This is a genomic window from Mesorhizobium sp. (genome assembly GCF_017306585.1).
GTDB lineage: Bacteria > Pseudomonadota > Alphaproteobacteria > Rhizobiales > Rhizobiaceae > Mesorhizobium.
In genome coordinates, this window is record NZ_JAFKIC010000127.1 from 18748 (window position 1) to 43582 (window position 24835).

Here is a 24835-nt window from a genome sequence, read left to right on the forward strand (position 1 = left end):
CAAAGGCGCTCGCGCAAACCGCGCTCACAGCGGAATGTTGTCGTGCTTCTTCCAGGGGTTCTGCATGTCCTTGTTACGCAGCATCCTGAGTGCGCGCGCAATCCGTCGACGCGTCGAATGCGGCATGATCACCTCGTCGACATAGCCGCGTTCGGCGGCAACGAAAGGCGACAGGAAGCGATCCTCATAAGTCTTTGTATGGGCTGCGATCTTCTCGGCGTCGCCGATGTCCTTGCGGTAGATGATCTCGACCGCGCCCCTGGCGCCCATGACGGCGATCTGCGCCGTCGGCCAGGCATAGTTCATGTCGCCGCGCAGATGTTTGGAGGCCATCACGTCATAGGCGCCGCCATAGGCCTTTCTGGTGATGACAGTGATCTTCGGCACGGTCGCCTCGGCATAGGCGAACAAGAGTTTGGCTCCGTGCTTGATCAGGCCGCCATATTCCTGCGCGGTGCCCGGCAGGAAGCCCGGCACGTCGACGAAGGTGACGATCGGAATCGAGAAGCAATCGCAGAAACGCACGAAGCGCGCCGCCTTGCGGCTGGCATCGGAATCGAGCACGCCCGCCAGCACCATGGGCTGGTTGGCGACGAAGCCGACCGTGCGGCCCTCCACGCGCCCGAAACCAGTGACGATGTTCTTGGCAAAGCTCTCCTGGATCTCAAAAAAATCACCTTCGTCGGCGACCTTCAGGATCAGTTCCTTGATGTCGTATGGCTTGTTGGCATTGTCCGGGATCAACCGGTCGAGCGACATGTCGTGGTCGGTGACCGACTGGTAGCATTCGATCTCGGGAATATCTGACGTGTTGGAGGCTGGCAGCAGGTCCACCAACCGGCGCATCTGCAACAGCGCCTCGACGTCATTGTCGTAGGCGCCATCGGCGATCGAGGATTTCGTCGTGTGGACGGAAGCGCCGCCGAGACTCTCGGCGGTCACCGTTTCGTTGGTCACGGTCTTCACCACATCCGGTCCGGTGACGAACATATAGGAGGTTTCGCGCACCATGAAGATGAAATCGGTCATGGCGGGCGAATAGACGTCGCCGCCGGCGCAGGGACCCATGATGACAGAAATCTGCGGAATGACGCCCGAGGCGAGTACGTTGCGCTGGAAAATCTCGGCATAGCCGCCGAGTGCCGCCACGCCTTCCTGGATGCGCGCGCCGCCGGCATCGTAGAGGCCGATGATCGGCGCGCGATTGCGCAGCGCCATCTCCTGGACCTTGATGACCTTTTCAGCATGGGCTTCCGACAACGAACCACCGAAGACGGTAAAATCCTTGGCGAAAAGATAGACCGGCCGGCCGTTGACCGTGCCCCATCCGGTGACGACGCCGTCGCCGGCGATCTTGGTCTTCTCCATGCCGAAATCGGTCGAACGGTGCTCGACATACATGTCGAACTCCTCGAACGAGCCTTCGTCGAGAAACACCTCGATGCGTTCGCGCGCTGTGAGCTTGCCCTTCTTGTGCTGGGCGTCGATGCGGGCCTGACCGCCGCCCATGCGGGCGATGTCGCGCCGGCGCTCGAGTTCCTTCAGCACATCCTTCATCGCATGGTCCCCAACAACGGAAGCTGGGTTTGTGGTAATGATGCCCGCGGGGGAGTGCAAGCGTCGGCTTTCAGACGGTTTTTGCTGCGCTGCAACATGATGCCCTTGCATTTCCAAGCGAACTCCGCCATATGCAGCCCATAGGCGCTTGGGCCGGGAATCAATCCGGCCTTCTCGACGAATGAGACTGGTTGCGTCTGTTTTCCCTCTTCCGGCTGATCGGCAAGGTGGTGAAAAAGCCCCGAGGCATAATGCTTGCGGGCACGACAGCGCAGCCGAGCGGACAGTCCTGTCCGCCGCCTTGTCGTTTCCATGAGAGATATCCGACGGCAGGTTGCGCCCTGTCGCCCCCGATGTTTGCGGCCAAGAGGCCGCTCGAAAGAAGATTATTTTGACCAACGAAAACACTTTGCCCGGCAACGACACCGCGGAGCTTTCCGGCTTCGCCGCGCTGGGGATTACGGGTGCGCTGCTCAAGGCCACCCATGCCGCCGGCTTCACCGATCCGAAGCCGATCCAGATGCAGGCCATCCCGCCGCAGCTGGAAGGCCGTGACATTTTCGGCATCGCGCAGACCGGCTCCGGCAAGACCGCGGCCTTCGCGCTGCCGATCCTGTCGAAGATCATCGCGCTCGGCACCAAGCGACGCGCCAAGACGACGCGTGCGCTGATCCTGGCACCGACGCGTGAGCTTGCCGTACAGATCGAAGACACGATCAAGCTGCTCGCCAAGGGCGCGCACATCTCGACGGCACTGGTGCTGGGTGGCGTTTCCCGCTTCAGCCAGGTCAAGAAGATCGGGCCCGGCGTCGATGTCCTGATCGCCACGCCTGGCCGGCTGACCGACCTTGTGCGCGAGGGCGACCTCATCCTTTCCGACACCAAATGGCTGGTGCTCGACGAAGGCGACCGCATGCTCGACATGGGATTCATCAACGACGTCAAGCGCATCGCCAAAGCGACCGCGCCCGACCGCCAGACGGCGCTGTTCTCGGCCACCATGCCGGACGAGATCGCGGAACTCGCCAAGGGCCTTCTGAAGAACCCCGTCCGCATCGAAGTGTCGCCGCAGAGCACGGCCGCCGCCGAGATCGTGCAGAGCGTGGTGCTCGCCCGCACCAAGCAGAAGCGCCAGGTTTTGTCGACGATGCTTGCCGACGAGGCGATGAAGTCCGTCATCATCTTCTCGCGCACCAAGCATGGTGCCGACCGGGTGACCAAGGACCTCGAGCGCGACGGCTTCAAGGCCGCCGTCATCCATGGCAACAAGTCGCAGAATGCCCGGCAGAAGGCGCTGAACGATTTCCGTGATGGATCGGTGCGCATCTTGGTCGCGACCGATATCGCCGCGCGCGGCATCGATGTCCCCGGCATCAGCCATGTCGTGAATTTCGATCTGCCGGATGAGGCCGAAAGCTACGTCCACCGCATCGGCCGCACCGGCCGCAACGGCAGGGACGGCATCGCGATCACGCTTTGCGATCCTTCCGAGAACAGCAAGCTGCGCCAGGTCGAGCGGATCATCCGCACCAAGCTGCCTGTGGTCGCCGACCATCTCGGCAGCCCCGATCCGCAGCGCAATCCGGCGGAGAGAAACGAGCGTCACCACGAGCCCGCCAATGACCGCGCCGACCACAATGGCCGCCGCGATGGCCGGCGGCCCGGCGGCGGCAATGGCAACGGCAAGAAGCGTTTCGGCGCCAAGCCGGCCGGCGACCGCCCGTTCGCGGGCAAGCCGCAGGGCGAACGCCCGGAAGGCCGCAAGCCGTTCAAGGGCAACAACAAGCGCCGCTTCGGCGGCAAGCGGCCGGCAACGCGGGCTGCGTAAGCCGGCCAACTGGTGAAAGAAACAAAGAAGGCGACCACGGCGATGTGGTCGCCTTTTTCGTATGGGCGTTATCTATCAGGATGCTGGCAGGCTTATTTGACCACGGCCTCGATCCAGACCGAAATTCGCTGAGCGACGAATGCCGTCGTCGATGGTGACAGCGCATCGCCGGCAATGACGTGGTTGTCGGGGTCGCCCGTGCCCTCGATCGGCACCAATTCATGCGGCGCCCCCCAGCGGGCGGCGATCTCGCGGGTGCGATCCGGTCGCACCACCTTGTCCGAATCCGAAAAGATGAACAGGGCAGGGACCTGCGCCTTTTCCACCGGCGCACCATAGGCAAGTTCCGTCAGCGCCTGCATCGGCAGGGTCGCGGCGACCGGATATTTGTATGTCCAGAATTTCTCGTGCAGCGCATTGCGCGGCACGAAGCTGCGCTCCCTGCCGATGACCATCTCGGCGATCTGCTTGCCCCATGGCATGGTCAGGATCTCGGCGCCCGATGCCTTCACCCCGAAATTCGGCGAGATGAATGCAATAGCGGCCACGCCGTCCGAGGCGCTGGGCTGCGTTGCCGCCCAGGCCGCGAGCGATCCGCCGGTCGAAGTCGAGATGACGATCACCTTGTCGCCGATGGCGCGGCCGATGGCGAGCGCCTCCTCATAGTCGTTGATCCAGGCATTGACGCTGCCTTGCGTCATGGCCTCGCCGTCCTGCCCATGGCCGGTGAGGCGGGTGTAGAACAGGTTGGCATCGAGCGTGTCGGCCACATCATCCGGCAGCGGGCGCACTTCGCCCTTCGATGCGGAGAAACCGTGGATATAGACGATGGCCAGCGGCGTCTTGGCGTGCACCATCGGATTGGCCCAGACGATCTCCTTCTCCAGCCCGTCGCGGATGCCCGGTACAGCGGCTTCCGCCTTGGCTATGTAAGCTTGTGGATCGTCACCGATGACGGAGGGGTTGAAACGGATCGTCGTGTCGACGGCAACGCGTGGACCAAGTGCGAAGGCCAAGGCAAGGACGGCGATCAGGCCCAGCACAGCAAGCACGATCCGTCGCCCCATCGCAGACTCCACGCAGACAATATCTCAACCTATGGCGGCGGCCAAAGACAGGCAACGGGCGGCACAACGACGTCTTGTGAATTTCGGCGGCGTACTATCCGGCCGGCGGCTTGCGGTCGTAGTTCAGCGGCCGTGCCTTCCAGCGCGTCAACAGGACAATCGCGGCCCTGGACAGGGGTCTGGGCAGCAGGCTCATGAATTTCAGCGGCCAGCTTGTGCGATACGGGAAAGTGACCTCGAAGCCGCCGGACTTGATGCCACGCATCATGCGCCGTGTCGCCCGGCCGACCGGCATCAGGCCCGGCATCGGCAGCATGTTCTTTTCGGTCAGCGGCGTGTCGACAAAACCGGGGTTTATCACCTGGACGCGGATGTTCATCTTGTCGAAATCGTATTTCAGCGACTCGGCCAGGATGTTGATCGCCGCCTTGGTGCCGCCATAGGCGGCCGTGGTCGGCCAGCCGAAATAGGCGGTGACCGAGCCAACCAGCACGACATGGCCGCGCGCACGCACGCGCATATGCTCCACCACCGGTACCAGCCCGTTGATGATGCCGAAATAGTTGACCTCGAAGGAGCGGCGAAAGTCGCTGACGACGAGGGCCTCTCCAGGCGTCGAAATGTAGTTTCCCGCATTGAAGACCGCGAGCACGATGGGCCCCAGTTCCTTCTCGATCGCGGCGACGGTCCTTGCCATGCGCGGCTCGTCGGCGACGTCGCAGGGGAATGCCGTGACGCTGCCCGGCATCTGCGCGGTCTCGACGATGAGCGTATCGATCGGATCGTTGTCGAGTGCCGTTACCGCCACGGCATAACCCTGGGCAGCCAGGTCCCTGGCCAGCGAGCGACCGATGCCGCTGCTGCCACCGGTCACCCATGCGACGCCGTGTTTGGGATCTGCCCGATAAAGTGTCATGCCGTGCTCGTCGAATTACTGGTGCCTTGCTCTAGCGGCGAAGAAATCAGATGAAAAGGGTGCTTTTCGGCCGTGGGGGCAAATGAACCGTGCGATATCGGTCCGGTTTTATCGAGGGACTCGCCCGAACGCAGTGCCCGAAATGCGACTGGACCAGGCAAATTCTTGCCTTGAAACGAAGGCGTCGGGTTTCTAGGGTTTCGGCGCACGCACACAAGGAAACCTGAATGCCCCGTTCTGTGATCGACGCGATCGGCAACACGCCTCTGATCCGCCTCAACAAAGCTTCCGAAGAAACCGGCTGCGAGATCCTGGGCAAGGCCGAATTCATGAATCCCGGGCAGTCGGTCAAGGATCGAGCCGGCCTGTTCATCATCCGCGATGCCGAGCAGCGCGGCCTGTTGAAGCCCGGCGGCGTTATCGTGGAAGGCACAGCGGGTAACACCGGCATCGGCCTGACCCTGGTCGCCAAGGCGCTGGGCTACAGGACAGTCATCGTCATTCCGGACACACAGAGCCAGGAAAAGAAGGATACGATCCGGCTGCTCGGCGCGGAGCTGATCGAAGTGCCGGCGGTGCCCTACAAGAACCCCAACAATTACGTGAAACTTTCGGGACGGCTGGCCGAGCAGATGGCCAGGACCGAGCCCAACGGCGCCATCTGGGCCAACCAGTTTGACAATGTCGCCAACCGCGACGGTCATATCCGTACCACGGCGGAGGAAATCTGGGCCCAGACCGGCGGCAAGGTGGACGGTTTCGTTTCGGCTGTCGGGTCCGGCGGCACGCTTGCCGGCGTCGCCATGGGGCTGAAGGCCAGGAGCAAGGATGTCAAGATCGCGCTGGCCGATCCGCTGGGTGCGGCGCTCTACAGTTTCTACACCAGCGGCGAATTGAAATCCGAGGGCAGCTCGATCACCGAAGGCATCGGGCAGGGGCGTATCACGGCCAATCTGGAAGGGTTCACGCCCGACTTCTCGTTCCAGATCAAGGACGAGGACGCTTTGCCGATCGTCTTCGACCTGATCCAGGAAGAGGGCCTCTGCGTTGGCGGCTCGACCGGCATAAACATTGCCGGCGCGATTCGGCTGGCCAGGGAATTGGGGCCGGGCCATACCATCGTGACCATCCTTTGCGACTATGGCACCCGCTACCAGTCGAAATTGTTCAACCCGGAATTCCTGCGCGACAAGAACTTGCCGGTGCCGGGCTGGATGGAGTTGCAGAGCAAGATTTCCGTGCCGTTCGAAAAGGTCGCGTGATGGCGCACAAGACGGAAGCGCTGTTTCGCGACGACGCCTATCTGCGCACGGCGGAAGCCGCGGTCGTTGCCATCAACGATCGTGGCGGCATTATCCTCGACCGGACGATCTTCTACGCTACGTCGGGCGGCCAACCGGGCGATACCGGTCATCTCGAGCGCATGGACGGTAGCCGCATTGCTATCGCGGCCACCATCACGGGCGAGACCAAGGACGAGATCATCCACGTGCCAGGTCCGGACCAGGCTAAGCCAGAGGTTGGCGAGCGCCTGAAGCTCTCGATCGACTGGGAGCGCCGGTACCTGTTGATGCGCATGCACGCGGCTTGCCATCTGCTCACCGTCGTTTGCCCCTTCCCGATCACGGGCGCGGCGGTTTCCGAGGACGACAGCCGCGTCGATTTCGACATTCCGGACGCCGGCTTCACCAAGGAAGAGGTGACGGCGCGCCTGATGGATCTGGTGCGCGCCGATCATCCGATCTTCACCAGGCTCATCAGCGACGACGACCTTGCCGCCAATCCAGGCCTTGTGAAGTCCAAGAACGTGCGGCCACCGGTCGGCACCGGCAAGATCCGCCTGGTTTGCATCGGCGACAATGGTACGGTGGACAGCCAGCCCTGTGGCGGCACGCATGTGAAGAGCACCGGCGAAATCGGTGAAATCCATATCGGCAAGATCGAAAAGAAGGGCCGTGAGAACAGGCGTTTCCGCATCCGCTTCGGCCCGATGCCCGCAGCCTGACACACACGACTTTGGACTATTCAGAAATAGAGGAAACCGGAATGGCCGAAGACAGTCCTTTCACCGTCGATGCGGACTGGCTGCAGGCGCGCCTGGGCGAGCCGGGCCTGACGATCGTGGACGCGTCCTGGTACCTGCCGGCGCAAAAGCGGGATGCGCGCGCCGAATACGATGCGGCCCACATCCCGGGAGCCCGCTTCCTGGATCAGGACGCGGTGTCCGATCCCGATGCCGCCTTGCCGCATACGCTGGCGTCACCGGAGCACTTCGCCAGATATGTCGGCGCGATGGGGGTCTCGGCCGACGACACGATCATTGTCTATGACGGCCCGGGTTTCTTCTCCGCACCAAGGGCCTGGTGGATGTTTCGCGTCATGGGCGTGTTTCAGACCTATATTCTGGATGGCGGCTTCGATGGCTGGAAATCGGCAGGGCGGCCGGTGACCGCCGAGCCGACGAAGATCGCGCCGAGCGTGTTCCATGCCGATTTCGATACCAATCGAGTGGCCAGCCTTGCCGAAATGCGCAAGATCGTCGAGACCAAGTCAAGTCAGATTGCCGATGCCCGGGGAGTGGGCCGCTTTACCGGCGCCGAGCCCGAGCCTCGTGCTGGTGTCCGCTCAGGCCATATGCCGGGCGCGCGCAATGTGCCTTACTCCGCATTGTCGGAAAACGGCGTGCTTTTGCCGAAGAGCCGCCTGCGCAAAGTGATCGAGGAAGCCGGCATCGACCTGTCGAAGCCCGTCGTCACATCCTGTGGCTCGGGTGTTACCGCCGCCGTGATCACTCTGGCACTGGAGACGCTCGGCCACACCGACAACCGGCTTTATGACGGCTCATGGACCGAATGGGGCGGGCTTACGGATACGCCTGTCGTGACCGGCCCCGCGACCGCCGCCAAGGAATGAACGCGATGGAAAACGGTGCTTTGGAGGACATTGAAGTCACTGTGACTTTCCTCGAAATGCATGCTCCGCCGGCTGTCTCGCCGGCGGTGCCCTACAACCGACAGGTGGCACTGCTGAAAACCAGGGACATTCCGCTGCATTTCTACCGCTACCTGATGGACCGGGTAGGGCGCAAATGGCACTGGGTGAATGTTCTGCGGCTGAATGACGACGAACTCTCGGCCGGGATTCACCGGGAGGATCGCGACATCAGGGTGCTCTATCTCGATGGTTCGCCGGCAGGCTTCTTTGACCTCAAGCCTCATCTGCCGGAAGAAGTCGAACTCGCCTATTTCGGTATGATGGATCATGCGACAGGGCAGGGCATAGGCCGCTGGTTCCTGGGCTCGGCGATCGCCGCGGCATGGTCGCATGGGCCGAAACGGGTCACGGTGCAAACCTGCACGCTCGACCACCCGGCCGCTCTGCCGCTCTACCAGAAGCTAGGGTTCAGGCCGGTCGCGCAGAAAAAGGAAGTCGTGCGCCCATTGCCCTTCGCCGAGCGCTCGGCCAGCGTCATGCGGCCGTGAGTTCAGCCCAAACCTGAACCGGCTGTTCATCGGCGCTTCAGCCTGACTTCTCCATGGTGCCCGCATTACCAATGCGGCGCAGGCCGAAGGAGAAAAGACATGCTGACCCGACGTACACTTGCCGCCGCGCTGATCGCAGCCATCGCCATGCCAAGCCTCGCAGCGGCACAGGCCACAATGCCTTCAGCCGCCACCATCGAGCGTAAGCTCGAAGCAGCGCCCCAGATGAAGTTGCGGCCGAACGAACGCGTCACGATCCGCGAATTCAAGCGCCGCCCGGATCTGCGCCGCATGGCCCGGTCGATCGATATCCAGTCGATCAACTTTGCTTTCGGCTCAGCCGCCATTTCGAGTTCGCAGTACGACAAGATCGAGAACATCGCCGACGCGCTTCACCGCATCCTGCGCCGCGATCGCGGCGCACGCGTCCTGATCGAGGGGCATACCGACGCTGTCGGATCCTTCCAATCGAATCAGGTCCTGTCGGAGCAGCGCGCGGCTTCGTTGAAGCGTACGCTGGTGCGGGAATTCGGCGTCCCCGGCTATGCGCTCGAAACCGTCGGCTACGGCGAGGAGTTCCTGCTGGTGCCGACGCAGAATGAAAACTGGCAGAATCGGCGGGTGACGCTTCGCCGTTTTGACGACTTCATTCGCTGATTCTGCTTATTTGTTAGTCGGCGTAGTTATTGATTCGAAGCCGTCTCGCGCGCTGTTCCGGACTGATCGGCAAGCCAATCGGTCCGGAACATTTGGCAGGAATCGGGTGGGAGCCTCGGGCGTGGACGCATAATTTCTGGTCGACGACACCGGAGATTTCACCATGGCCATCCAGTTCAAGGCTCTTCCAACCCAAGATGTGCGGGCTCTGCAGTTTGGCGGCCCGGATGCTTACGGCCACACGCCGGAGCGAAAGATTTCCGACGGCGACGGCATGCCTTGCCGGCACTGCTTGAAGAACATCGCATCTGGCGACGCCTATCTCGTTCTTGCATATCGGCCGTTCCCGGCGCTTCAGCCCTATGCCGAGACCGGGCCAATTTTCCTGCATGCGCAGGAGTGCGAGCGTGCGCCTGATACGGAGGAACTTCCCGAGATTCTCGGAAGTTCCGATTACATCGTGCGCGGCTATGGCCGTGACGATCGCATCGTCTATGGCACAGGTGGCGTCATCACAACCGGGTCGATTCGTGCGTGGGCAGCGACGCTTTTCGAGCGCGACGACATTGCCTATGTCCATGTGCGTTCGGCACGCAACAATTGCTATCAGTGCCGGATCGAGCGGGCCTGATCTCGGAAACCTTGCCGGCTTACAAATGCGCTGTCGTATTCCCGTCGCATAGATGCGCTAGAACATGACTGTCGATTGATTTGTCGACCGCGGATGGACCGGCGGCACATCTCGACACCGAGGAAGCGGGGCTTTGGCTCCGCTTTTTTGTTGCCCGGATTTCACTACGTCCTTTATCGAGCAACGAAAAAGCCCGCCGGCAGTGCCGACGGGCTTTGGTAGTTTTGCCTGGAGGGCTTAGTTGAACTTGTACTTGGCGCCGATGCGCACGGTGTGGAACGAGGAGGTGTCGGTCACGAGATCGCTCGGGATCGGAAACTCATCCGAAAAATCCTTCTTCGCGAACTGCGAATAGCGATATTCGATGCCGAGAGTAACATTGCTGGAAACGGCAGTTTCCAGACCGCCGCCGACGGAGAAGCCGCTGGAGCCCCACTTGGCAGGCAGGAAGGGTACAGGCTGCGATGCATTCAAGTCGAAATGCTGCCAGCTGTAGCCGCCCAGAACATAGGCAAGCGTCGATTCGTTCATCTTCATGCCGACGCGGCCAAGCACGTCAAAGCCGTAGTCCGTATCCAGATTGATCGATCCACCCGGGATATTGAGCTCGGTGGTCATGCCGGAATAACGAGCGTCGACCATCAAGCCTGCAACCCAGTTACCGAAGTCGTGATCGTAACCAACGCTCAGCTCGCCGAGTACGCCTTCTCCACCCAGGCCGTTAAACTTGGCGCCGCCAAGCGGAGGGATTTCGATCTGATGGACAGATGCGCCTGCGCCCAAAGCGCCACCCGCATAGAAGCCGGTCCAGTTGTAAGCGGGGGCTGCAAACGAAGCAGGAGCACCGTTCTGAGCGCCAAAGCGGTAGGCGGCTGCGATCTGGAATGTGTGCCGCGACGTATCGAGGTTCAGCAGGCCATCAGGCGCGCCGACAAGCCCGGCCTCGTTCAGGAGATCGCCCTTGGTGCCGAAACGGGTGTAACGGTACTCCGTCTTGATCGTCCAGTTGTTGTTGATAGCGGTTTCGAGACCCGCGCCGACGAAATAACCGCTCTGATCCCAGTCGAAGCCGAAGCCCGCATTGGTATCAAGCTTGTACTTCTGCCAGGAATAGCCACCCAGCACATAGCCCAGCGTGTTCGGTGTGAGGAGATAGCCGAGACGCAGACCGGCGTCGAACCCGTATGTCTCCTGGATAGAGGCATTGAAGCCAGCAGCATCCAGCTTGGTTTCAATGTTGCCGACATGTGCGTCCAGCAACCCACCGAGCAAGAAGCGGGGCGAGACCATGTAGTCGTAGCCAACCGTCAATTCGCCATAGACGCCTTCTCCACCGATGCCGTTCAACGAGATCGGGACGAAGTCGCTGCCAAGTTTATGAACATTGGCGCCGGCGCCGACACCGAAGCCGACGTACAGGCCGCTCCAGTTGAAACCGCTCGCTTCGACCGGCTGAACCATGTCAGCGGCATGCGCAGCCGACATCAGAGCCACGGCCGAAACGGCGCCCAAGAGAAAAGATTTCGCGGAAACGCGAAGAAGCATAGCCCAAACCCCTAATCAATAAACCCATCTTGGTTCTAGCAGGCTTGGTAAAATTAGAAATGACAAATATGCAACAGTTTTGGGCAAACCTCCGTCCACACTGACGCGGACCTGCCTAGTAATCCGGCTTACCAGCCTTGATCGGCCAGTAAAAAGCCCGCCGGGGCGAACCGGCGGGCGGCAACGGGACCTTGACTTTTTCTGGGTGTATCAGGCTGCAAGCACTGCCTTGGGCTCGACCAGTTCGTATCCAAGTGCTTCGGCGACCGCCCGGTTGGTGATCTTGCCCTTGTGGACGTTGAGGCCGTTGCGCAGGTGATGGTCGTCGACCAGAGCCTTCAGGCCCTTGTCGGCCAGTTGCAGGCCATAGTGAAGCGTCGCGTTGTTGAGCGCATGGGCCGAGGTGACCGGCACCGCGCCCGGCATGTTGGCGACGCAATAGTGGATCACGCCATCGACCTCGTAAGTCGGCTCGGCATGCGTCGTGGCATGTGAAGTCTCAAAGCAGCCGCCCTGATCGATGGCGACGTCGACCAGCACAGAGCCCTTCTTCATGCCGGACAGCATTTCGCGGGTGACCAGCTTCGGCGCGGCGGCGCCCGGGATCAGCACGGCGCCGACGACGATGTCGGCCGAGAAGCACTCTTCTTCCAGCGCCTCGACGGTTGAATAGCGGGTATGGACGCGGCCGGCGAAGAGATCGTCAAGCTGGCGCAGGCGTGGGATGGAGCGGTCGATGATGGTGACGTCGGCGCCGAGCCCGGCCGCCATGCGGGCTGCATGCAGGCCGACGACGCCGCCGCCGAGCACGGTGACCTTGCCGGGCAGCACGCCGGGCACGCCGCCGAGCAACACGCCGCGTCCGCCATTGGCCTTCTGAAGCGCCGTGGCGCCGGCCTGGATCGACAGGCGGCCGGCGACTTCCGACATCGGCGCGAGCAGCGGCAGGCCGCCACGGTCGTCGGTCACGGTTTCATAGGCGATAGCCGTCACGCCGGAAGCGAGCAGGCCCTTGGTCTGCTCCGGATCCGGAGCCAGGTGCAGATAGGTGTAGAGAATCTGGCCGTCACGCAGCTGGACCCATTCATTGGGCTGCGGCTCCTTGACCTTGACGATCATGTCCGACTTGGCGAACACGTCGGCGGCGGTCTTGGCAATGGTGGCGCCGGCGGCGCGGTAAGCGTTGTCATCGGCGCCGATGCCGGCGCCTGCGCCTGCTTCGACCAGCACTTCGTGGCCATGAGCGACATATTCGCGGACCGAGCCGGGCGTAAGGCCGACCCGATATTCGTGATTCTTGATTTCCTTGGGGCAACCGACACGCATCTTCTTCTCCTGATCCGGGCCCTTTTGGGCTCACTCCCTGTATTTTCGGAGTGAACCATGAATCGGCGCGCAGGTGTTTGCGAATGCGCTTGCCTGAGCAGTCAGCTTTCGATTATTGTTGCGTAAAATAGCCAGATATTCGCAGGATTCACGAAAAATGCCGCTCGACAGGATTGATATCGCCATTCTCGAGGCCCTGCAGAAGGATGGCCGGATACCCAACGCCGCGCTTGCCGAGAAGGTTGGCCTGTCCCAGTCGGCCTGTTCGCGCCGGCTCGACAATCTCGAGAAATCCGGAACCATTCGCGGCTATCACGCCCGGCTTTCCAATGCGGCACTCGGCCATCAGATGACGGCGATCGTGCATATATCGCTGTCGGGCCAGTTCGAGAAAACGCTCTCGGATTTCGAGGCGGCGATCAAGCGCTGTCCCAACGTGCTGTCCTGCCACCTGATGTCGGGAGAATATGACTATATCCTGCGCATCGCGGCCAAGGACCTCGTCGACTATGAGCGAATCCACAAGGAATGGCTGTCGGCCATGCCTCATGTGACCAAGATCAACTCGTCCTTTGCCTTGCGTGAGATCGTTGATCGCACGGCCATGGGCATGAAGCCGGAAATGGCCTGACGCGTCTCTGTGGGTTCTAGCCGGCTTCGGTGACGATCCGGTCCATCGGGATGTCATGGGGTTGCGGATAGATGGTGGCGATGCGCTGCAATTCGTAGCCGACGCCGATGACCAGAGGCTTGAACGGCATCGCGGCCAGCGTGCGGTCGAAGAAGCCGCCGCCATAGCCCAGCCGATAGTTTTGCGGGTCGATGCCGACGATCGGCGAGATGACGATGTCGGGAAGCACCGGATCGCCCTCGGCCGGGATCGGTATGTTCCAGACGCCCTTTTCCAGACGGTCGCCGGGTCTGTAGGCGCGGAAGATCAGCGGCTGTCCCTTCTCGATCACGATCGGCAGCGCGGTGCGGCCGCCGCGTTCGTTGATCGAGGCCATCCACGGGCGCAGATCGGGTTCGCCGCGGAACGGCCAGTACAGGCTGACCATGCGGCCGTCGATCCCGCCGATGATTCTGTCCAGGCCCTCGGCGATGCGTTGCGACATCGCCGCCCGCGTATCGGCCGAAACGGCAAGCCGCGCCGCGATCAGGCGCTCGCGCTCCGCCTTGCGCCAACGCCGGACATCAGACCAATCCGTCATCGATGGTTGAAATGCAGGATCGAGTTCATGCATGAAGCAGGGAGGCGAGGCATATTGCGCCGGACCCGGGTCGTCATGATCGTCAGCCATGCTGTACCTCGTCGCGTGTTCGATGACGCTATACCTCGCGACACGATATAACAGGTGTATTGACGACATCCGACGACGAGTCTCGGGCATCGCCCTGCTGTTGTTGCACTGCACAAAAACACTTACATCAAGGCAGGCAATTTTGCCCGTCGGAGTGCATGAGATGAACGAAGCCAGCCATCATGTCGTGGTCGTCGGGGCGGGTTTCGGCGGCCTTGAACTCACGCACGCTCTCGCCGGTGCCTCCGTGCGCATCACCATGATCGACAGGCGCAACCACCATCTGTTCCAGCCGCTGCTTTACCAGGTGGCGACAACGGCGCTGGCGACTTCGGAGGTCGCCTGGCCGATCCGCCATCTCCTGCGCAAGCGCAAGGACGTGACGACGCTGCTCGCCAATGTCAGCGGCGTCGACCGCGCCGGCAAGCGGGTGCTGTTCGACGACGGCAGCGCCGTCGGCTACGACACGCTGGTGCTCGCCACCGGCGCGCGCCACGCCTATTTCGGCCATGACGAATGGGAGCCTTTCGCACCGGGACTGAAGACACTGGAGGATGCCACCACGATCCGGCGTAACATCCTCCTGGCCTTCGAGCAGGCGGAGCGCGAAACCGATCCCGCCCGACGCCAGGCGCTGCTGACGATCGCGATCGTCGGTGGAGGTCCGACCGGCGTCGAGCTCGCCGGCACCATCGCGGAGCTCGCGCATGACACGCTGCGCGGCGAATTCCGCAACATCGATACGCGCCAGACGCGCGTGGTGCTGATCGAGGCCGGAGACCGTATCCTCGCCAATTTCGCGCCAAAGCTCTCCAACTACGCTCGCAAGGCGCTGGAGAGGCTCGGCGTGACGGTCGAGCTTGGACGCGCGGTCACGCGCTGTGACGCAAATGGCGTCGCCTTTGGCGACACCGTTCTGCCGGCAAGGACCATATTGTGGGCGGCGGGCGTTGCCGCTTCACCCGCAGCCGAATGGCTGGAAGCCAAAGCGGACCGGGCGGGGAGGGTGCTGGTCGAGCCTGACCTCAGCGTGCCGGGCAGCCCCGATATTTTCGTCATCGGCGATGCCGCCCTTGTCATGCGGCCCGACGGAGGGCCGGTGCCTGGCGTCGCCCCTTCGGCCAAGCAGGAAGGCCGGCATGTCGCCGCCACCATCAAGGCCAGGCTGGGCGGGAACAAGGCCCCGCGTCCGTTCCGCTACAAGCATGCCGGCGATCTGGCCACCATCGGCAAGCGGGCGGCGGCAATCGACTTCGGTTGGCTCAAGCTGACCGGATGGCCGGCCTGGTGGCTGTGGGGCATCGCCCACATCTACTTCCTGATCGGTTTTCGTAACCGGCTTGCGGTTTCGTTGAGCTGGCTATGGATTTATGCCACCGGTCAGCGCAGCGCGCGTCTGATCACGCAGGGCGACGACGACAAAAGCTGAGTTTTCGCCACGCCGATATTCATGCGCGCGTCATCTGTTGCTGATCGACTGATCACCCGAAGCGCGACTTCTTGAATGGACTTGGATCCGTTTCAGCGCGAAGTTTGCTTCGGGGCTGGGCTTGTCACGTCGTCGAAGAAAGAGAAATCATGTCGCAACTGCTCCATCCCGTCTCTCGCCGCGGTCTCCTCGCCGGCGTCGCCGCCACCGGGGCACTGATCATGTTGCATCCTTTTTCCGCCCGCGCGCAGGCCAACCAGGCGCATCTGCGCATCATGGAAACCACCGACATCCATGTGAACGTGCTGCCTTATGATTACTATGCCGACAAAGCCAACGACACGATGGGCCTGTCGCGCACGGCGTCGCTGATCGATGCGGTGCGCAAGGAAGCCGTCAATTCGATGCTGATCGACAATGGCGACCTTCTGCAGGGCAACCCGATGGGCGACTATATCGCCTATGAGAAGGGCCTGAAGGACGGCGACCTGCATCCGATCATGAAAGGCATGAACCTGCTTGGCTACGAGTGCTCGACGCTCGGCAATCATGAGTTCAATTACGGCCTGTCATTCCTGGACAAGGTGCTTGCGGGCGCCAATTTCCCCTTCGTCTGCGCCAACCTGATCCGCGGCACCGAGCTTGCCGCCAGCCCGCGCGACGACAAGCTCTATCTCAAGCCCTATGTCATCCTGGACAAGAAAATCAGGGATGGTTCCGGCGCCGAGCAGCCGATCAGGGTCGGCATCATCGGCTTCGTGCCACCGCAGATCATGGTCTGGGACCTCAAGAACCTCGAAGGCAACGTCAAGACGCGCGACATTGTCGAGGCGGCCAAGGCCTGGGTGCCGCAAATGAAGGAAGAGGGCGCCGACATCATCATCGCGCTTTCGCATTCGGGCATCGACGTCAAGCAGGGCGACATGATGGAGAACGCCTCGTTCTTCGTCGCCGGCGTCGAGGGCATCGATGCAGTCTTCACCGGGCATCAGCATCTGGTGTTCCCCGGCAAGAAGGATTTCCAGTCACTCGAAGGTGTCGATACGCAGAAAGGCACCCTTCAGGGCAAGCCCGCCGTGATGGGCGGTTTCTGGGGCTCGCATATGGGCCTGATCGATCTGATGCTGGAGCGCGACGGATCGAAATGGAAGGTCGTTTCCGCAACCTCGGAGGCGCGGCCGATCTTCGAGCGGGTCGACAACAAGAACAAGCCGACCGTACAGGATGACAAGCGCATCGTGGCGGCACTGGAGCAGGACCATCAGGCAACGCTCGCCTATGTGCGCCGTCCCGTTGGCAAGACCTCGGCGCCGCTCTATTCCTATTTCGCGCTGGTCGCCGACGATCCTTCGGTCCAGGTCGTCAGCCAGGCACAGACCTGGTACCTCAAGGATATTCTCAAGAGCACGCAATGGAAGGATGTGCCGCTGCTTTCGGCGGCGGCCCCCTTCAAGGCCGGCGGACGCAACGGCGCGGACTATTATACCGACGTGCCGGCCGGCGACATCGCCATCAAGAACGTCGCCGACCTCTATCTCTATCCGAACACCGTGCGCGCCGTCGAAATCACCGGTGCGCAGGTCAAAGAATGGCTGGAAATGTCGGCCGGTATCTTCAACAGGATCGAGGCGGGGAAGGCCGATCAGGCGCTTATCAACACCGATTTCCCGTCTTACAATTTCGACGTCATCGACGGTGTCACCTACAGGATAGACCTGTCGCAGCCGCCGAAATACGACGCCAAGGGCGGCGTGGCGAACGCCGGCGCCAGTCGCATCATCGATTTGATGTTCGATGGAAAACCGATCGATCCCAATCAGAAATTCGTTGTCGCGACGAATAATTACCGTGCCGGCGGCGGCGGTAATTTTCCGGACATCAATGCCTCGAAGATCATTTACGAGGCTCCGGACACCAATCGCGATGTCATCGTTCGCTACATCGTCAGCCAGGGCACCATCAATCCATCGGCGGACGACAACTGGTCGTTCGCGCCGTTGCCGGGAACCAGCGTGGTCTTCGAAACAAGTCCGAGGGCCAAGGACTTCATTGCCGAGGTGAAGTCGCTGAAGATCGAGCCGGCGGGCGACGGCGAGGCCGGTTTCGCCAAATATCGCATTCTTCTTTGATGCGATCATGGCCAGGCGAGAGATCGCTTCGGCCGCTTCCCCCGTGCGGGAGATGACCCTGCCGTCGTGCGATAGCATGATGGCGTTTCCTGGCGCCCCTTTTTGAGGTGCCAGGGCATTGGCATCTGAAGACCCTTTTTGAATCTGACCGGCGGTGTATCGCCGGTAATGCACAGCCGTGCCCGTGACGGGCGGGCCGGCCCGATGTTTGACGTCGGAAGTCCTATGGGTGGGACCCTTTGGGGATCAAAGGAGTCCTTTCATGACCGACAAGATCTTTACGGGAGCAGCTCTCGAAGAAGCTTTGAAGAATGACGATTTTGGCCTGTCCGGCACGGAAATGACCGGCATGGTCAAGGCATCGAAGAAGGCGGGGCACATCGCCTTCACCCGCTCGGGTTGCGAAAACTGGGTCGACATACCGATTGGGCTTATCGAAAAGGCCGAGCAGCTCGGCAAGGCCCCTTGCAAGGATCATTGGCATCCGATCTTCAAGCTGACGCTGAAAGAGCCCAAGGATGCCGAGGCAAGGGTGTTTGCCGCCCTGTTGGCCGCGGTGCCGCAAGGTGGTGGGAGACCCCCGCAAGGCTGGCCAGCCGGCGGGCCTCCGATGCAGCCACAGCCAATGCCTCATATGGGCTCCGGCAGTTCCTTCAGTCGCGCGGCAGCCTCGGCGCCAGGCCGCGGTTCGCCACCTGGCTCGATGGGCGGGCGCCCCCAGACCGTCGCACGCATGGCGGGTGGACTTGGCGGCTTTGGCGGTCTTGGCAATGGCGGGTTGAATGCCTGGGGTTGCTGGGAATCGGAGTGCTGCGAGTGCATTCAATGGGGCAATTGCTGGTACACGGGCGATGGACGATGCATCCCCGAATGCCTGCAATATGCCTGTGAGCCTTGCGAACGCTGTATCTGGCCCTGGTGAATTTCGGCGTCAACCTGAACAGGCCCGCATCGCGACAGCGACGCGGGCCTGTTCGACAAGCGATGGCGGCTTCAGTTGGTCGTCGGCGTCAAGGCTGTCGCCGGAGCCGGCGGGCTGACCGGTTGCGTCGGCTCCAGGGATGCGCCTGTCGGATCGCTGGGTACGGTCAGGGGCGCCATGCCGGCTGGCGCATGGACCTCGTGGATCGTCGATGTCGGCACGGAGTTGAGAAGATCGCTGGCGCCTGGCGCCAAGGTTGGGCTGATGCTGTGGCCCAGCGGATCGTTCATGACAGTCGGTGGGGCTATGCGTCGGGCATCGGCAGCCGATATGGCGGCGAGCAGAATGGCAATGGCGGCAACGGTTCGCTTCATGGAAGCCTCCTATAGTCAGAGGCGCTCGGCGTTGGTTCTGGGCGCGGGGCGTCGGATGCGGCAGAACGCCGACCATGCGATCGCGGTTTCATCACGCCGTATCAGGAAATCGCGATCCGCTCAGGCCTTATAAACCACCTGGCGGACGTCGATGTAGCTGGCCCGGAATCCGGCCTCGCAGTAGTGCAGGTAGAACTCCCACAGCTTCTTGAACCGATCGTCGAAGCCGAGCGGCACGATCTTCTCCCACGATCCCCAGAATCGCTGGCGCCATTCGGCGAGTGTGCGGGCGTAATCCTCGGGGAAAACGCGCTCGCGCAGATGTGCAAGGCCATGATCCTTGCCGAGCGTTTTCAGGATCGACGGCGTCGGCAGCATGCCGCCGGGAAAGACATAGCGCTGGATGAAATCCGGCCGGGCGCGGTAGGTGTCGTAGGCCGCTTCGTTGATGGTGATGATCTGCAGGCCCGCCGTGCCGCCGGGCTTCAGGCATGACTTCATCTTGGAGAAGAACACCGGCCAATATTTCTCGCCGACAGCCTCGAACATCTCGATCGAGGCAATGCGGTCGTAAGTGCCGGTTTCGTCGCGATAATCCTGTAGCTTGATGTCAACCTTGTCGGCGAGCCCGGCCTTGGCAATGCGGGCCTTGGCAAAATCGTGCTGTTCGCGGCTGATCGTCAGTCCGGTTACGCGGCAGCCGATTTCGCGTGCAGCGAATTCCGCGAAGCCACCCCAGCCGCAGCCGATCTCCAGCACATGGTCCTTGCCGCTGATGCCGGTGTCCCTGGCCAGCGCGCGATATTTGGCGGCCTGGGCGCTTTCCAGATCGTTGGCGCCGTTTGCGTAAAGCGCCGAGGAATAGGTCATGCTGGGATCGAGCCATTCCTTGTAGAAGGCATTGCCGAGATCATAGTGAGCCGAGATGTTGCGTTTCGACCCGGAACGCGTGTTTTCGTTGAACCAGTGGCGGATGCGCTGGACAGCGTTGATCAACCAGCTTGCACCGCCGGCAACCTTCTCGCCGAGCGCGGAATTGACCACGAACAGCTCTAGGAAACTGGTTACGTCAGGACTTTCCCAATCGCCGTCCATGTAGGATTCGGCCACGCCGATCGTGCCGCCGGAAAAGGCGCGGCCAGGCAGGCGCCAGTTCTTCAGCACCAGTTCCGCGTCGGGCCCAGGCGCCTTGCCGCCGACGAGGACAGCGCGCCCATCCGGCATCCTGACCTTCAGCGAACCGCGGGGCAGGTTCATTGCTGCCGAGAGCACCATGCGCGCCTTGGCTGGCAGTCCCTTGACGATTTCGGCGAAGTTGAACTCATCAAGCTTGACCGCGTCGCCCGGCGTCATGCCCGAATGTTCCTCGTAAACCATATCATGCCCCTGGATTTCCACGGCGACGGCGACAATTGCCGGGTCGCGGTTGTCTTGGATCATTCGCCTGCTTCGAACGCCGACGCCTGATCCCGGTAGCTTACCGGCTCCGCGGCGGGCGGGCTCGAACGGAAGCGCGCGCCCTTTAACCAGAGCTTCAGCGCTTCCCAGTGAATGCCGGCGACAATCTTCCACGTCATGAAGGGAAACTTCAAGAGACAAGCCGCGAGCCGGGCTGTGCCAAGCGGCTGGTTTTTGCCGGCAAAGGTCGCGGACAGCAGGGGTTCGCCATTTTCTGTCTCGTGAATGCGCAGGCGCACCACTTTTCCAGGCGGCAGGATATGGAAATGATAGCGAGTCCCCATGTCGATAAATGGCGAGACGGGAAAGATCTTGGTTCTTGTCTGGCGCACGCCGGCAGGAGTGAGATCGCCTGCTTCCAACGGCGCGACATAGGTGTGACGTTGGCCAAACGTGTTGCGGACCGCGTAGATCAGGGCGATCAATGTTCCGGCCTTGCCGTAGCAGAAATAGACCGAGATCGGATTGAAGACGTAGCCAAGGATACGGGGGTAGGCGAGCAGCAGGATGCGCGCGGCAGGCTCCGACAGTCCGGCGCCGGCAAGCAGACGATCGGCAAAGCAGCGCAGCGTTTCGCCGTCGCGCTCGACATGGTCGCTTTCATGGAAAGAGGCCAGGCCTGCCCGATTCACCTTCAGCAGCCATGTCATGCGGTCCAGCTCGGCAAGCCTGTCTATGTCGACCAGCAGCGAAAAGACGGAATAGACGAAACGGTGGCCGAATGGCTTCAGCCGCGCGTGCATGACCTCACCTGGGTAAAGCGCGGCGGCTGCCTGCGGTGGGGCTCCGTTTTCCAACATGGTTGAGATGCGCTGTTTCGGCATGGTTGTGTCCGCGCCTATTCCGCCGCCAGGGCGCGCTCAGGCATGTCGTCGAAGCTGTCACGCCATGGCACTTTAGCACCGAGGGCAACTGCCGCCGCCAATCCCGAGCGCAGCCCGTCTTCGTGAAAGCCGTGCCCGGTCCAGGCCCCGGCAAAGTACACGCCGCGCGTACCCTGGATGTCATCGAGGCGTGCCTGGGCCGACAGAGCAGGGGCATCGTATTGGGGATGGTCGAATGTCCATTCACCGAATACGAGATCCTCGCGCGGCTCGATCACCGGATTGAGCGAAACGAACAGCGGCCGGCTTTCGTCGATGCCTTGCAGCCGGTTCATCCAGTAGGTGACTGAGACTTCCGGCTCGTCGCGATCACAGGAGCAGCGCAGATAGTTCCAGGCCGCCCATGCGGCCCGGCGCTTCGGCATCAGCCTGATATCGCGATGCAGGACGACCCGGTTCGGCCGGTACGGTATGGCGCAGAGAATTGTCTCTTCGACGCTGGTGGCGTCACCCAGCATGGCAAGCGCCTGGTCGCTATGTGCCGCGATGATCACATTGTCGAAGCGGTCCGGCGGCTGCTCGCCTGCCCACACCGTCACGCCAAAAGCGTCGCGCACGAGGGTCCTGACCGGCGATCCGAGTCTGACGCGTCCACGGAGCGGCGCCAGGAGCTTGTTCAGGTAATTGCGGGAGCCGCCGCTGACCGTGCGCCATGTCGGGCGCTCGGCGTGGATGAGCCTATGGTTCTCGAAGAAAGAGACGAAGCTCGCGGCGGGGTAGTCGAGCATGCTTGCCCTTGGCGTCGACCAGATCGCGGCCGCCATCGGCATCAGATAGTTGTCGCGAAAGGCGGCTGAGTATTTCTTCTTCTCCAGATAGCGGCCGATGGTCGTGTGCGCCAGCGAACCGCTGTCGCGGTCGACCACGCATTCCCTGTTGAAGCGCAGGATTTCACGCAGCATCCAAAGGAAGCCGGGTGAGAAAAAATTGCGTTTCTGGGCGAATATCGTTCGCAGCGTCGAGCCGCACCATTCGAGCCTGCCGCCGTCGAGGGACAGTGAAAATCCCATATCGCTCTCGTGCGTGCCGACGCCAAGATGCGCGAACAGAGCCGAAAGGTTCGGATAGGCGAGTTCGTTATAGACGATGAAGCCGGTGTCGACGGAGATCGGCGCGCCATCATAGTCGACATCCACCGTGGCGGTATGGCCGCCGGCGCGCGCCGATGCCTCGAACAGGGTGACGTCGGCCGAGGGATGAAGCGCCCAGGCTGCGGCGGCGCCCGAAATCCCCGATCCGATGACGGCTATTTTCTTCCTGCTGCCGTCTGCGCCGCGGTTGATAGGCACGATGTTCATCTGGTCCCCTTGCATCGACTTGTTTGCTTGAGAGGCGCTCTGGAACGCCAAGGCATGGTCAATGAAAGGTACGGGGCAGGCGACGCCGAGTTTCACCGCCGGGCTTTTCGGCATGCCGGCTGCCCTGGAAGCAATTGTCGGACTTTGAGGGGGCGTCGGCTGGCGATAAAACGCCTATGGCCGCCACGTCGCATGTGCGATAGCTTTAGCCATGCGTTACGTAATCATCATCGCCGCCATCGCATTCTTCCTGATCTGGGACGGCCTCTACAATCAGGGCCGGTATCTCGACATTTCGGTCAGGGAACTCTCCCATGTCGTGCGCTATGTCACCGGCAAGGCCTAGCTAGCTCCAAAAAAAGCGGCGGGCGATTCCTTCGGGATCCATGGTCGCGAGACGGCGTTGCGTACTGCCTCAGGCGCGTCGCAAGGACGCGTGGCGTCATGAACGGTTGACGCCAGGGGAGCGCCGTCACAAAAGACCGCGGCATTCAGATCGAGGAGGCGGAATTGATCCGGCATATCGTTTTCTTCAGCGCGCGGCGCAAGGAGGATGTGGAGGCGGTGCGCACCGGGCTGCAAGCGCTCGGCGACATTCCCCATTCCAGTCTTTTCGAGGTTACGTTCAACACCAAGGTTGACCCGCTGGGCGACGAGATCGATGTCGTCGTCTACGCGGAGTTCGCCGATGACGCCGCGCTGGCCGCCTACAAGGCACATCCGCTCTATGCGCAGACCACGAGCAAGGTCAAACCATTGCGCGAACTGCGCTATTCCGCCGACGTGGTGGCCGGGAGCTGATCCAGGGACTGCCGCGCCAGCAGGCGTCTCTTGCGCCGGCCCATGAAATAGCCCGGCAACACATGCAGGCCGCCAGGCAGATTGTCCGCCCGCCGCCAGGCCTTCAATTCGTCGAGCGCAACACCGAAATGGCCCTGCGCCACCGCTTTCAACGCGCCGCGCACCGTCAGGTAGCTGAGAATCGACCCGTAGCCAGCCGACCGATAGTCGGGGCAGCGGCTGACGAAGTCATCCAGCCCTTTGATGTAGCCGGCATGGGTGCGTGAGATCGAGTTCGCCGATCGGTATTTCAGGACATCGGTGGCCGTGCCGAAGGCTATCCGATGATGCAGCGCCAGGCGCAGCAGGAGTTCCCTATCCTGATGGCGGCGAAGGTCGGGATCGTAGCCGCCGACCGCCTCGAAAGCCGCGCGGCGGACGGTGACGGTCGAATTGGTCAGAGGAATGCAGTGGCAGAGCAGCAACTGCCGCAACGCTTCCCCATCGGGCGCGATCCGCGGCAGCCGATGGACACGCTCACCGCTGGGGGAAATATCGCTGAATCCATCTATGGTGCAGGCGATTTCGGGGTTCTCTTCGAAGAAGGTGATAAGCCTGTCGATACGCCCGGGTCGGAAGGCGTCGTCGGAATCGAGGAAGGCGATCAGCGGCGCGTGCGACAACGCCGCGCCCTCGTTGCGGGCCATGTTGGCGCCCGCCGGCATCGGCAGGCGGCGCCATTTCAGGCGTGGATCGTCGAACGAGGCCAGAAAGCTTTCGGTCCCGTCCGCCGATCCGTCATCTATCACCACCACTTCGATGTCTGTCCGGGACGCACAAAATATGGACGCCAGCGTGCGCGGCAAGCTTTCCCGGCGGTTTCTGGCCGGCACGACGACGGCGAGCCGAGGCGTGTCGAGAACGTTTGCCTGCTCTGGAAGCGTCTTTGTCAGAACTGTCACAGGCAAAGCTCGCTCGTCCCAGACAGCAGCATCGATCTTGGGCTGCCGGGGATGCAGCTGGTCAGGATAGTCTGGGTAGTGCCGACCTTGTCCATGCCTTTCGAGATCGTCCATGACTGATTTTGCAGTCCGCCAACCGGATCGAAGGCAACAGGCCACCTGCCGTGCCGGTAGAAATGCGGCGTGATCCGCAATATCCTGAGCATGCAGTTGCCCGTCATCCGTGGTTCCAGCCATGCAAGCAGGACGATAGCCGCTGTTCGACGTCGACTTGCGACGCCGCGACAAT

Annotated in this window: 25 protein-coding genes; 13 read left to right on the forward strand and 12 right to left on the reverse strand. The window is 61.9% G+C overall.

Translation table 11 applies throughout. From position 1 onward, the window contains the following. Positions 1–24 precede the first annotated feature (24 nt). A complete protein-coding gene (locus J0I79_RS11690; protein ID WP_292857978.1) occupies positions 25–1557 on the reverse strand; it encodes an acyl-CoA carboxylase subunit beta in 1533 nt (510 codons plus the stop codon). Then, a complete protein-coding gene (locus J0I79_RS11695) occupies positions 1554–1871 on the reverse strand; it encodes a hypothetical protein (protein ID WP_292857981.1) in 318 nt (105 codons plus the stop codon). The genes J0I79_RS11690 and J0I79_RS11695 overlap by 4 nt, the downstream gene beginning before the upstream one ends. 77 nt (positions 1872–1948) lie before the next feature. On the opposite strand from J0I79_RS11695, the gene J0I79_RS11700 reads away from it, so the two are divergent. Beyond that, positions 1949–3385, forward strand: coding sequence for a DEAD/DEAH box helicase (locus J0I79_RS11700; protein ID WP_292857984.1), 1437 nt, complete (start codon positions 1949–1951; stop codon positions 3383–3385). Between the two features lie 92 nt (positions 3386–3477). Here J0I79_RS11700 and J0I79_RS11705 read toward each other — a convergent pair whose 3' ends face one another. Together J0I79_RS11705 and J0I79_RS11710 are read right to left on the reverse strand one after the other, a co-directional pair. After that, the gene (locus J0I79_RS11705; protein WP_292857987.1) at positions 3478–4452 is read right to left on the reverse strand and encodes an alpha/beta fold hydrolase; all 975 of its coding nucleotides are present in this window, start codon (positions 4450–4452) and stop codon (positions 3478–3480) included. 94 nt (positions 4453–4546) lie between these two features. Continuing rightward, complete coding sequence (locus J0I79_RS11710; protein ID WP_292857990.1) at positions 4547–5368, reverse strand: SDR family oxidoreductase; 822 nt, start codon at positions 5366–5368, stop codon at positions 4547–4549. A gap of 227 nt (positions 5369–5595) precedes the next feature. Here J0I79_RS11710 and J0I79_RS11715 point away from each other — a divergent pair, with 227 nt between their 5' ends. The 6 genes from J0I79_RS11715 to J0I79_RS11740 all read left to right on the forward strand — a co-directional run bounded on the left by J0I79_RS11715 (position 5596) and on the right by J0I79_RS11740 (position 10138). Further along, positions 5596–6630, forward strand: a complete 1035-nt coding sequence (locus J0I79_RS11715) for a cysteine synthase A (protein WP_292857993.1) — start codon at positions 5596–5598, stop codon at positions 6628–6630. Then, positions 6630–7373, forward strand: a complete 744-nt coding sequence (locus tag J0I79_RS11720) for an alanyl-tRNA editing protein (protein ID WP_292857996.1) — start codon at positions 6630–6632, stop codon at positions 7371–7373. The genes J0I79_RS11715 and J0I79_RS11720 overlap by 1 nt, the downstream gene beginning before the upstream one ends. Positions 7374–7414: 41 nt before the next feature. Further along, positions 7415–8281: a 3-mercaptopyruvate sulfurtransferase gene (sseA, locus tag J0I79_RS11725; protein ID WP_292857999.1), complete on the forward strand. Its 867-nt coding sequence runs from the start codon at positions 7415–7417 to the stop codon at positions 8279–8281. 5 nt (positions 8282–8286) lie between these two features. Further along, positions 8287–8850: a GNAT family N-acetyltransferase gene (locus J0I79_RS11730; RefSeq protein ID WP_292858002.1), complete on the forward strand. Its 564-nt coding sequence runs from the start codon at positions 8287–8289 to the stop codon at positions 8848–8850. 99 nt (positions 8851–8949) lie between these two features. Further along, entirely contained in the window at positions 8950–9507 is a 558-nt protein-coding gene (locus J0I79_RS11735; protein ID WP_292858005.1) for an OmpA family protein, read from the forward strand. Positions 9508–9670: 163 nt separating this feature from the next. Next, positions 9671–10138 carry a DUF1203 domain-containing protein gene (locus J0I79_RS11740; RefSeq protein ID WP_292858007.1) on the forward strand — a complete coding sequence of 156 codons (468 nt, stop codon included), beginning with the start codon at positions 9671–9673 and terminating at the stop codon, positions 10136–10138. Positions 10139–10375: 237 nt separating this feature from the next. On the opposite strand, the gene J0I79_RS11745 is transcribed toward J0I79_RS11740, so the two are convergent. Continuing rightward, a complete protein-coding gene (locus J0I79_RS11745) occupies positions 10376–11683 on the reverse strand; it encodes an outer membrane beta-barrel protein (RefSeq protein WP_292858010.1) in 1308 nt (435 codons plus the stop codon). Between the two features lie 210 nt (positions 11684–11893). Continuing rightward, positions 11894–13009: an alanine dehydrogenase gene (ald, locus tag J0I79_RS11750; RefSeq protein ID WP_010909316.1), complete on the reverse strand. Its 1116-nt coding sequence runs from the start codon at positions 13007–13009 to the stop codon at positions 11894–11896. A 157-nt stretch (positions 13010–13166) separates the two neighbouring features. Here ald and J0I79_RS11755 point away from each other — a divergent pair, with 157 nt between their 5' ends. Next, the gene (locus tag J0I79_RS11755) at positions 13167–13640 is read left to right on the forward strand and encodes an Lrp/AsnC family transcriptional regulator (RefSeq protein ID WP_013531467.1); all 474 of its coding nucleotides are present in this window, start codon (positions 13167–13169) and stop codon (positions 13638–13640) included. A 16-nt stretch (positions 13641–13656) separates the two neighbouring features. Here J0I79_RS11755 and J0I79_RS11760 read toward each other — a convergent pair whose 3' ends face one another. Then, positions 13657–14310: a 5-formyltetrahydrofolate cyclo-ligase gene (locus J0I79_RS11760; protein ID WP_292858014.1), complete on the reverse strand. Its 654-nt coding sequence runs from the start codon at positions 14308–14310 to the stop codon at positions 13657–13659. A gap of 163 nt (positions 14311–14473) precedes the next feature. Between J0I79_RS11760 and J0I79_RS11765 the strand changes: the two genes are divergently transcribed. The 3 genes from J0I79_RS11765 to J0I79_RS11775 all read left to right on the forward strand — a co-directional run bounded on the left by J0I79_RS11765 (position 14474) and on the right by J0I79_RS11775 (position 18790). Further along, positions 14474–15739: an NAD(P)/FAD-dependent oxidoreductase gene (locus J0I79_RS11765; RefSeq protein ID WP_292858017.1), complete on the forward strand. Its 1266-nt coding sequence runs from the start codon at positions 14474–14476 to the stop codon at positions 15737–15739. Between the two features lie 149 nt (positions 15740–15888). Next, positions 15889–17868 carry a bifunctional 2',3'-cyclic-nucleotide 2'-phosphodiesterase/3'-nucleotidase gene (locus J0I79_RS11770; protein WP_292858020.1) on the forward strand — a complete coding sequence of 660 codons (1980 nt, stop codon included), beginning with the start codon at positions 15889–15891 and terminating at the stop codon, positions 17866–17868. 262 nt (positions 17869–18130) lie between these two features. Beyond that, entirely contained in the window at positions 18131–18790 is a 660-nt protein-coding gene (locus J0I79_RS11775; RefSeq protein ID WP_292858023.1) for a hypothetical protein, read from the forward strand. Between the two features lie 71 nt (positions 18791–18861). On the opposite strand, the gene J0I79_RS11780 is transcribed toward J0I79_RS11775, so the two are convergent. From J0I79_RS11780 to J0I79_RS11795, 4 genes are all read right to left on the reverse strand, one after another. Continuing rightward, entirely contained in the window at positions 18862–19164 is a 303-nt protein-coding gene (locus J0I79_RS11780; RefSeq protein WP_292858026.1) for a hypothetical protein, read from the reverse strand. 120 nt (positions 19165–19284) lie between these two features. Beyond that, the gene (locus J0I79_RS11785; protein ID WP_292858072.1) at positions 19285–20541 is read right to left on the reverse strand and encodes a cyclopropane-fatty-acyl-phospholipid synthase family protein; all 1257 of its coding nucleotides are present in this window, start codon (positions 20539–20541) and stop codon (positions 19285–19287) included. Between the two features lie 59 nt (positions 20542–20600). Beyond that, positions 20601–21446: a DUF1365 domain-containing protein gene (locus J0I79_RS11790; RefSeq protein ID WP_292858029.1), complete on the reverse strand. Its 846-nt coding sequence runs from the start codon at positions 21444–21446 to the stop codon at positions 20601–20603. 14 nt (positions 21447–21460) lie between these two features. After that, entirely contained in the window at positions 21461–22804 is a 1344-nt protein-coding gene (locus J0I79_RS11795) for an FAD-dependent oxidoreductase (RefSeq protein WP_292858032.1), read from the reverse strand. Between the two features lie 211 nt (positions 22805–23015). On the opposite strand from J0I79_RS11795, the gene J0I79_RS11800 reads away from it, so the two are divergent. Together J0I79_RS11800 and J0I79_RS11805 are read left to right on the forward strand one after the other, a co-directional pair. After that, on the forward strand, positions 23016–23150 hold the full coding sequence (locus J0I79_RS11800; protein ID WP_292858035.1) for a hypothetical protein: 135 nt from the start codon (positions 23016–23018) through the stop codon (positions 23148–23150). A gap of 164 nt (positions 23151–23314) precedes the next feature. Next, positions 23315–23605 (forward strand): Dabb family protein, encoded by a 291-nt coding sequence (locus J0I79_RS11805; RefSeq protein ID WP_292858037.1) that lies wholly within the window; start codon positions 23315–23317, stop codon positions 23603–23605. On the opposite strand, the gene J0I79_RS11810 is transcribed toward J0I79_RS11805, so the two are convergent. Next, positions 23575–24834 (reverse strand): glycosyltransferase family A protein, encoded by a 1260-nt coding sequence (locus J0I79_RS11810; protein ID WP_292858040.1) that lies wholly within the window; start codon positions 24832–24834, stop codon positions 23575–23577. The two genes, J0I79_RS11805 and J0I79_RS11810, sit on opposite strands and share 31 nt — an antisense overlap. Position 24835 lies beyond the last annotated feature (1 nt).

Excerpts from the sequence above, each read along its gene's own strand:
- J0I79_RS11690 (WP_292857978.1), bottom strand. The coding sequence starts at position 1,557 with ATGAAGGATGTGCTGAAGGAACTCGAGCGCCGGCGCGACATCGCCCGC.
- J0I79_RS11695 (WP_292857981.1), bottom strand. The coding sequence starts at position 1,871 with ATGGAAACGACAAGGCGGCGGACAGGACTGTCCGCTCGGCTGCGCTGT.
- J0I79_RS11705 (WP_292857987.1), bottom strand. The coding sequence starts at position 4,452 with ATGGGGCGACGGATCGTGCTTGCTGTGCTGGGCCTGATCGCCGTCCTT.
- J0I79_RS11710 (WP_292857990.1), bottom strand. The coding sequence starts at position 5,368 with ATGACACTTTATCGGGCAGATCCCAAACACGGCGTCGCATGGGTGACC.
- J0I79_RS11715 (WP_292857993.1), top strand. The coding sequence starts at position 5,596 with ATGCCCCGTTCTGTGATCGACGCGATCGGCAACACGCCTCTGATCCGC.
- J0I79_RS11720 (WP_292857996.1), top strand. The coding sequence starts at position 6,630 with ATGGCGCACAAGACGGAAGCGCTGTTTCGCGACGACGCCTATCTGCGC.
- sseA (WP_292857999.1), top strand. The coding sequence starts at position 7,415 with ATGGCCGAAGACAGTCCTTTCACCGTCGATGCGGACTGGCTGCAGGCG.
- J0I79_RS11730 (WP_292858002.1), top strand. The coding sequence starts at position 8,287 with ATGGAAAACGGTGCTTTGGAGGACATTGAAGTCACTGTGACTTTCCTC.
- J0I79_RS11735 (WP_292858005.1), top strand. The coding sequence starts at position 8,950 with ATGCTGACCCGACGTACACTTGCCGCCGCGCTGATCGCAGCCATCGCC.
- J0I79_RS11740 (WP_292858007.1), top strand. The coding sequence starts at position 9,671 with ATGGCCATCCAGTTCAAGGCTCTTCCAACCCAAGATGTGCGGGCTCTG.
- J0I79_RS11745 (WP_292858010.1), bottom strand. The coding sequence starts at position 11,683 with ATGCTTCTTCGCGTTTCCGCGAAATCTTTTCTCTTGGGCGCCGTTTCG.
- ald (WP_010909316.1), bottom strand. The coding sequence starts at position 13,009 with ATGCGTGTCGGTTGCCCCAAGGAAATCAAGAATCACGAATATCGGGTC.
- J0I79_RS11755 (WP_013531467.1), top strand. The coding sequence starts at position 13,167 with ATGCCGCTCGACAGGATTGATATCGCCATTCTCGAGGCCCTGCAGAAG.
- J0I79_RS11760 (WP_292858014.1), bottom strand. The coding sequence starts at position 14,310 with ATGGCTGACGATCATGACGACCCGGGTCCGGCGCAATATGCCTCGCCT.
- J0I79_RS11765 (WP_292858017.1), top strand. The coding sequence starts at position 14,474 with ATGAACGAAGCCAGCCATCATGTCGTGGTCGTCGGGGCGGGTTTCGGC.
- J0I79_RS11770 (WP_292858020.1), top strand. The coding sequence starts at position 15,889 with ATGTCGCAACTGCTCCATCCCGTCTCTCGCCGCGGTCTCCTCGCCGGC.
- J0I79_RS11775 (WP_292858023.1), top strand. The coding sequence starts at position 18,131 with ATGACCGACAAGATCTTTACGGGAGCAGCTCTCGAAGAAGCTTTGAAG.
- J0I79_RS11780 (WP_292858026.1), bottom strand. The coding sequence starts at position 19,164 with ATGAAGCGAACCGTTGCCGCCATTGCCATTCTGCTCGCCGCCATATCG.
- J0I79_RS11785 (WP_292858072.1), bottom strand. The coding sequence starts at position 20,541 with ATGGTTTACGAGGAACATTCGGGCATGACGCCGGGCGACGCGGTCAAG.
- J0I79_RS11790 (WP_292858029.1), bottom strand. The coding sequence starts at position 21,446 with ATGCCGAAACAGCGCATCTCAACCATGTTGGAAAACGGAGCCCCACCG.
- J0I79_RS11795 (WP_292858032.1), bottom strand. The coding sequence starts at position 22,804 with ATGAACATCGTGCCTATCAACCGCGGCGCAGACGGCAGCAGGAAGAAA.
- J0I79_RS11800 (WP_292858035.1), top strand. The coding sequence starts at position 23,016 with ATGCGTTACGTAATCATCATCGCCGCCATCGCATTCTTCCTGATCTGG.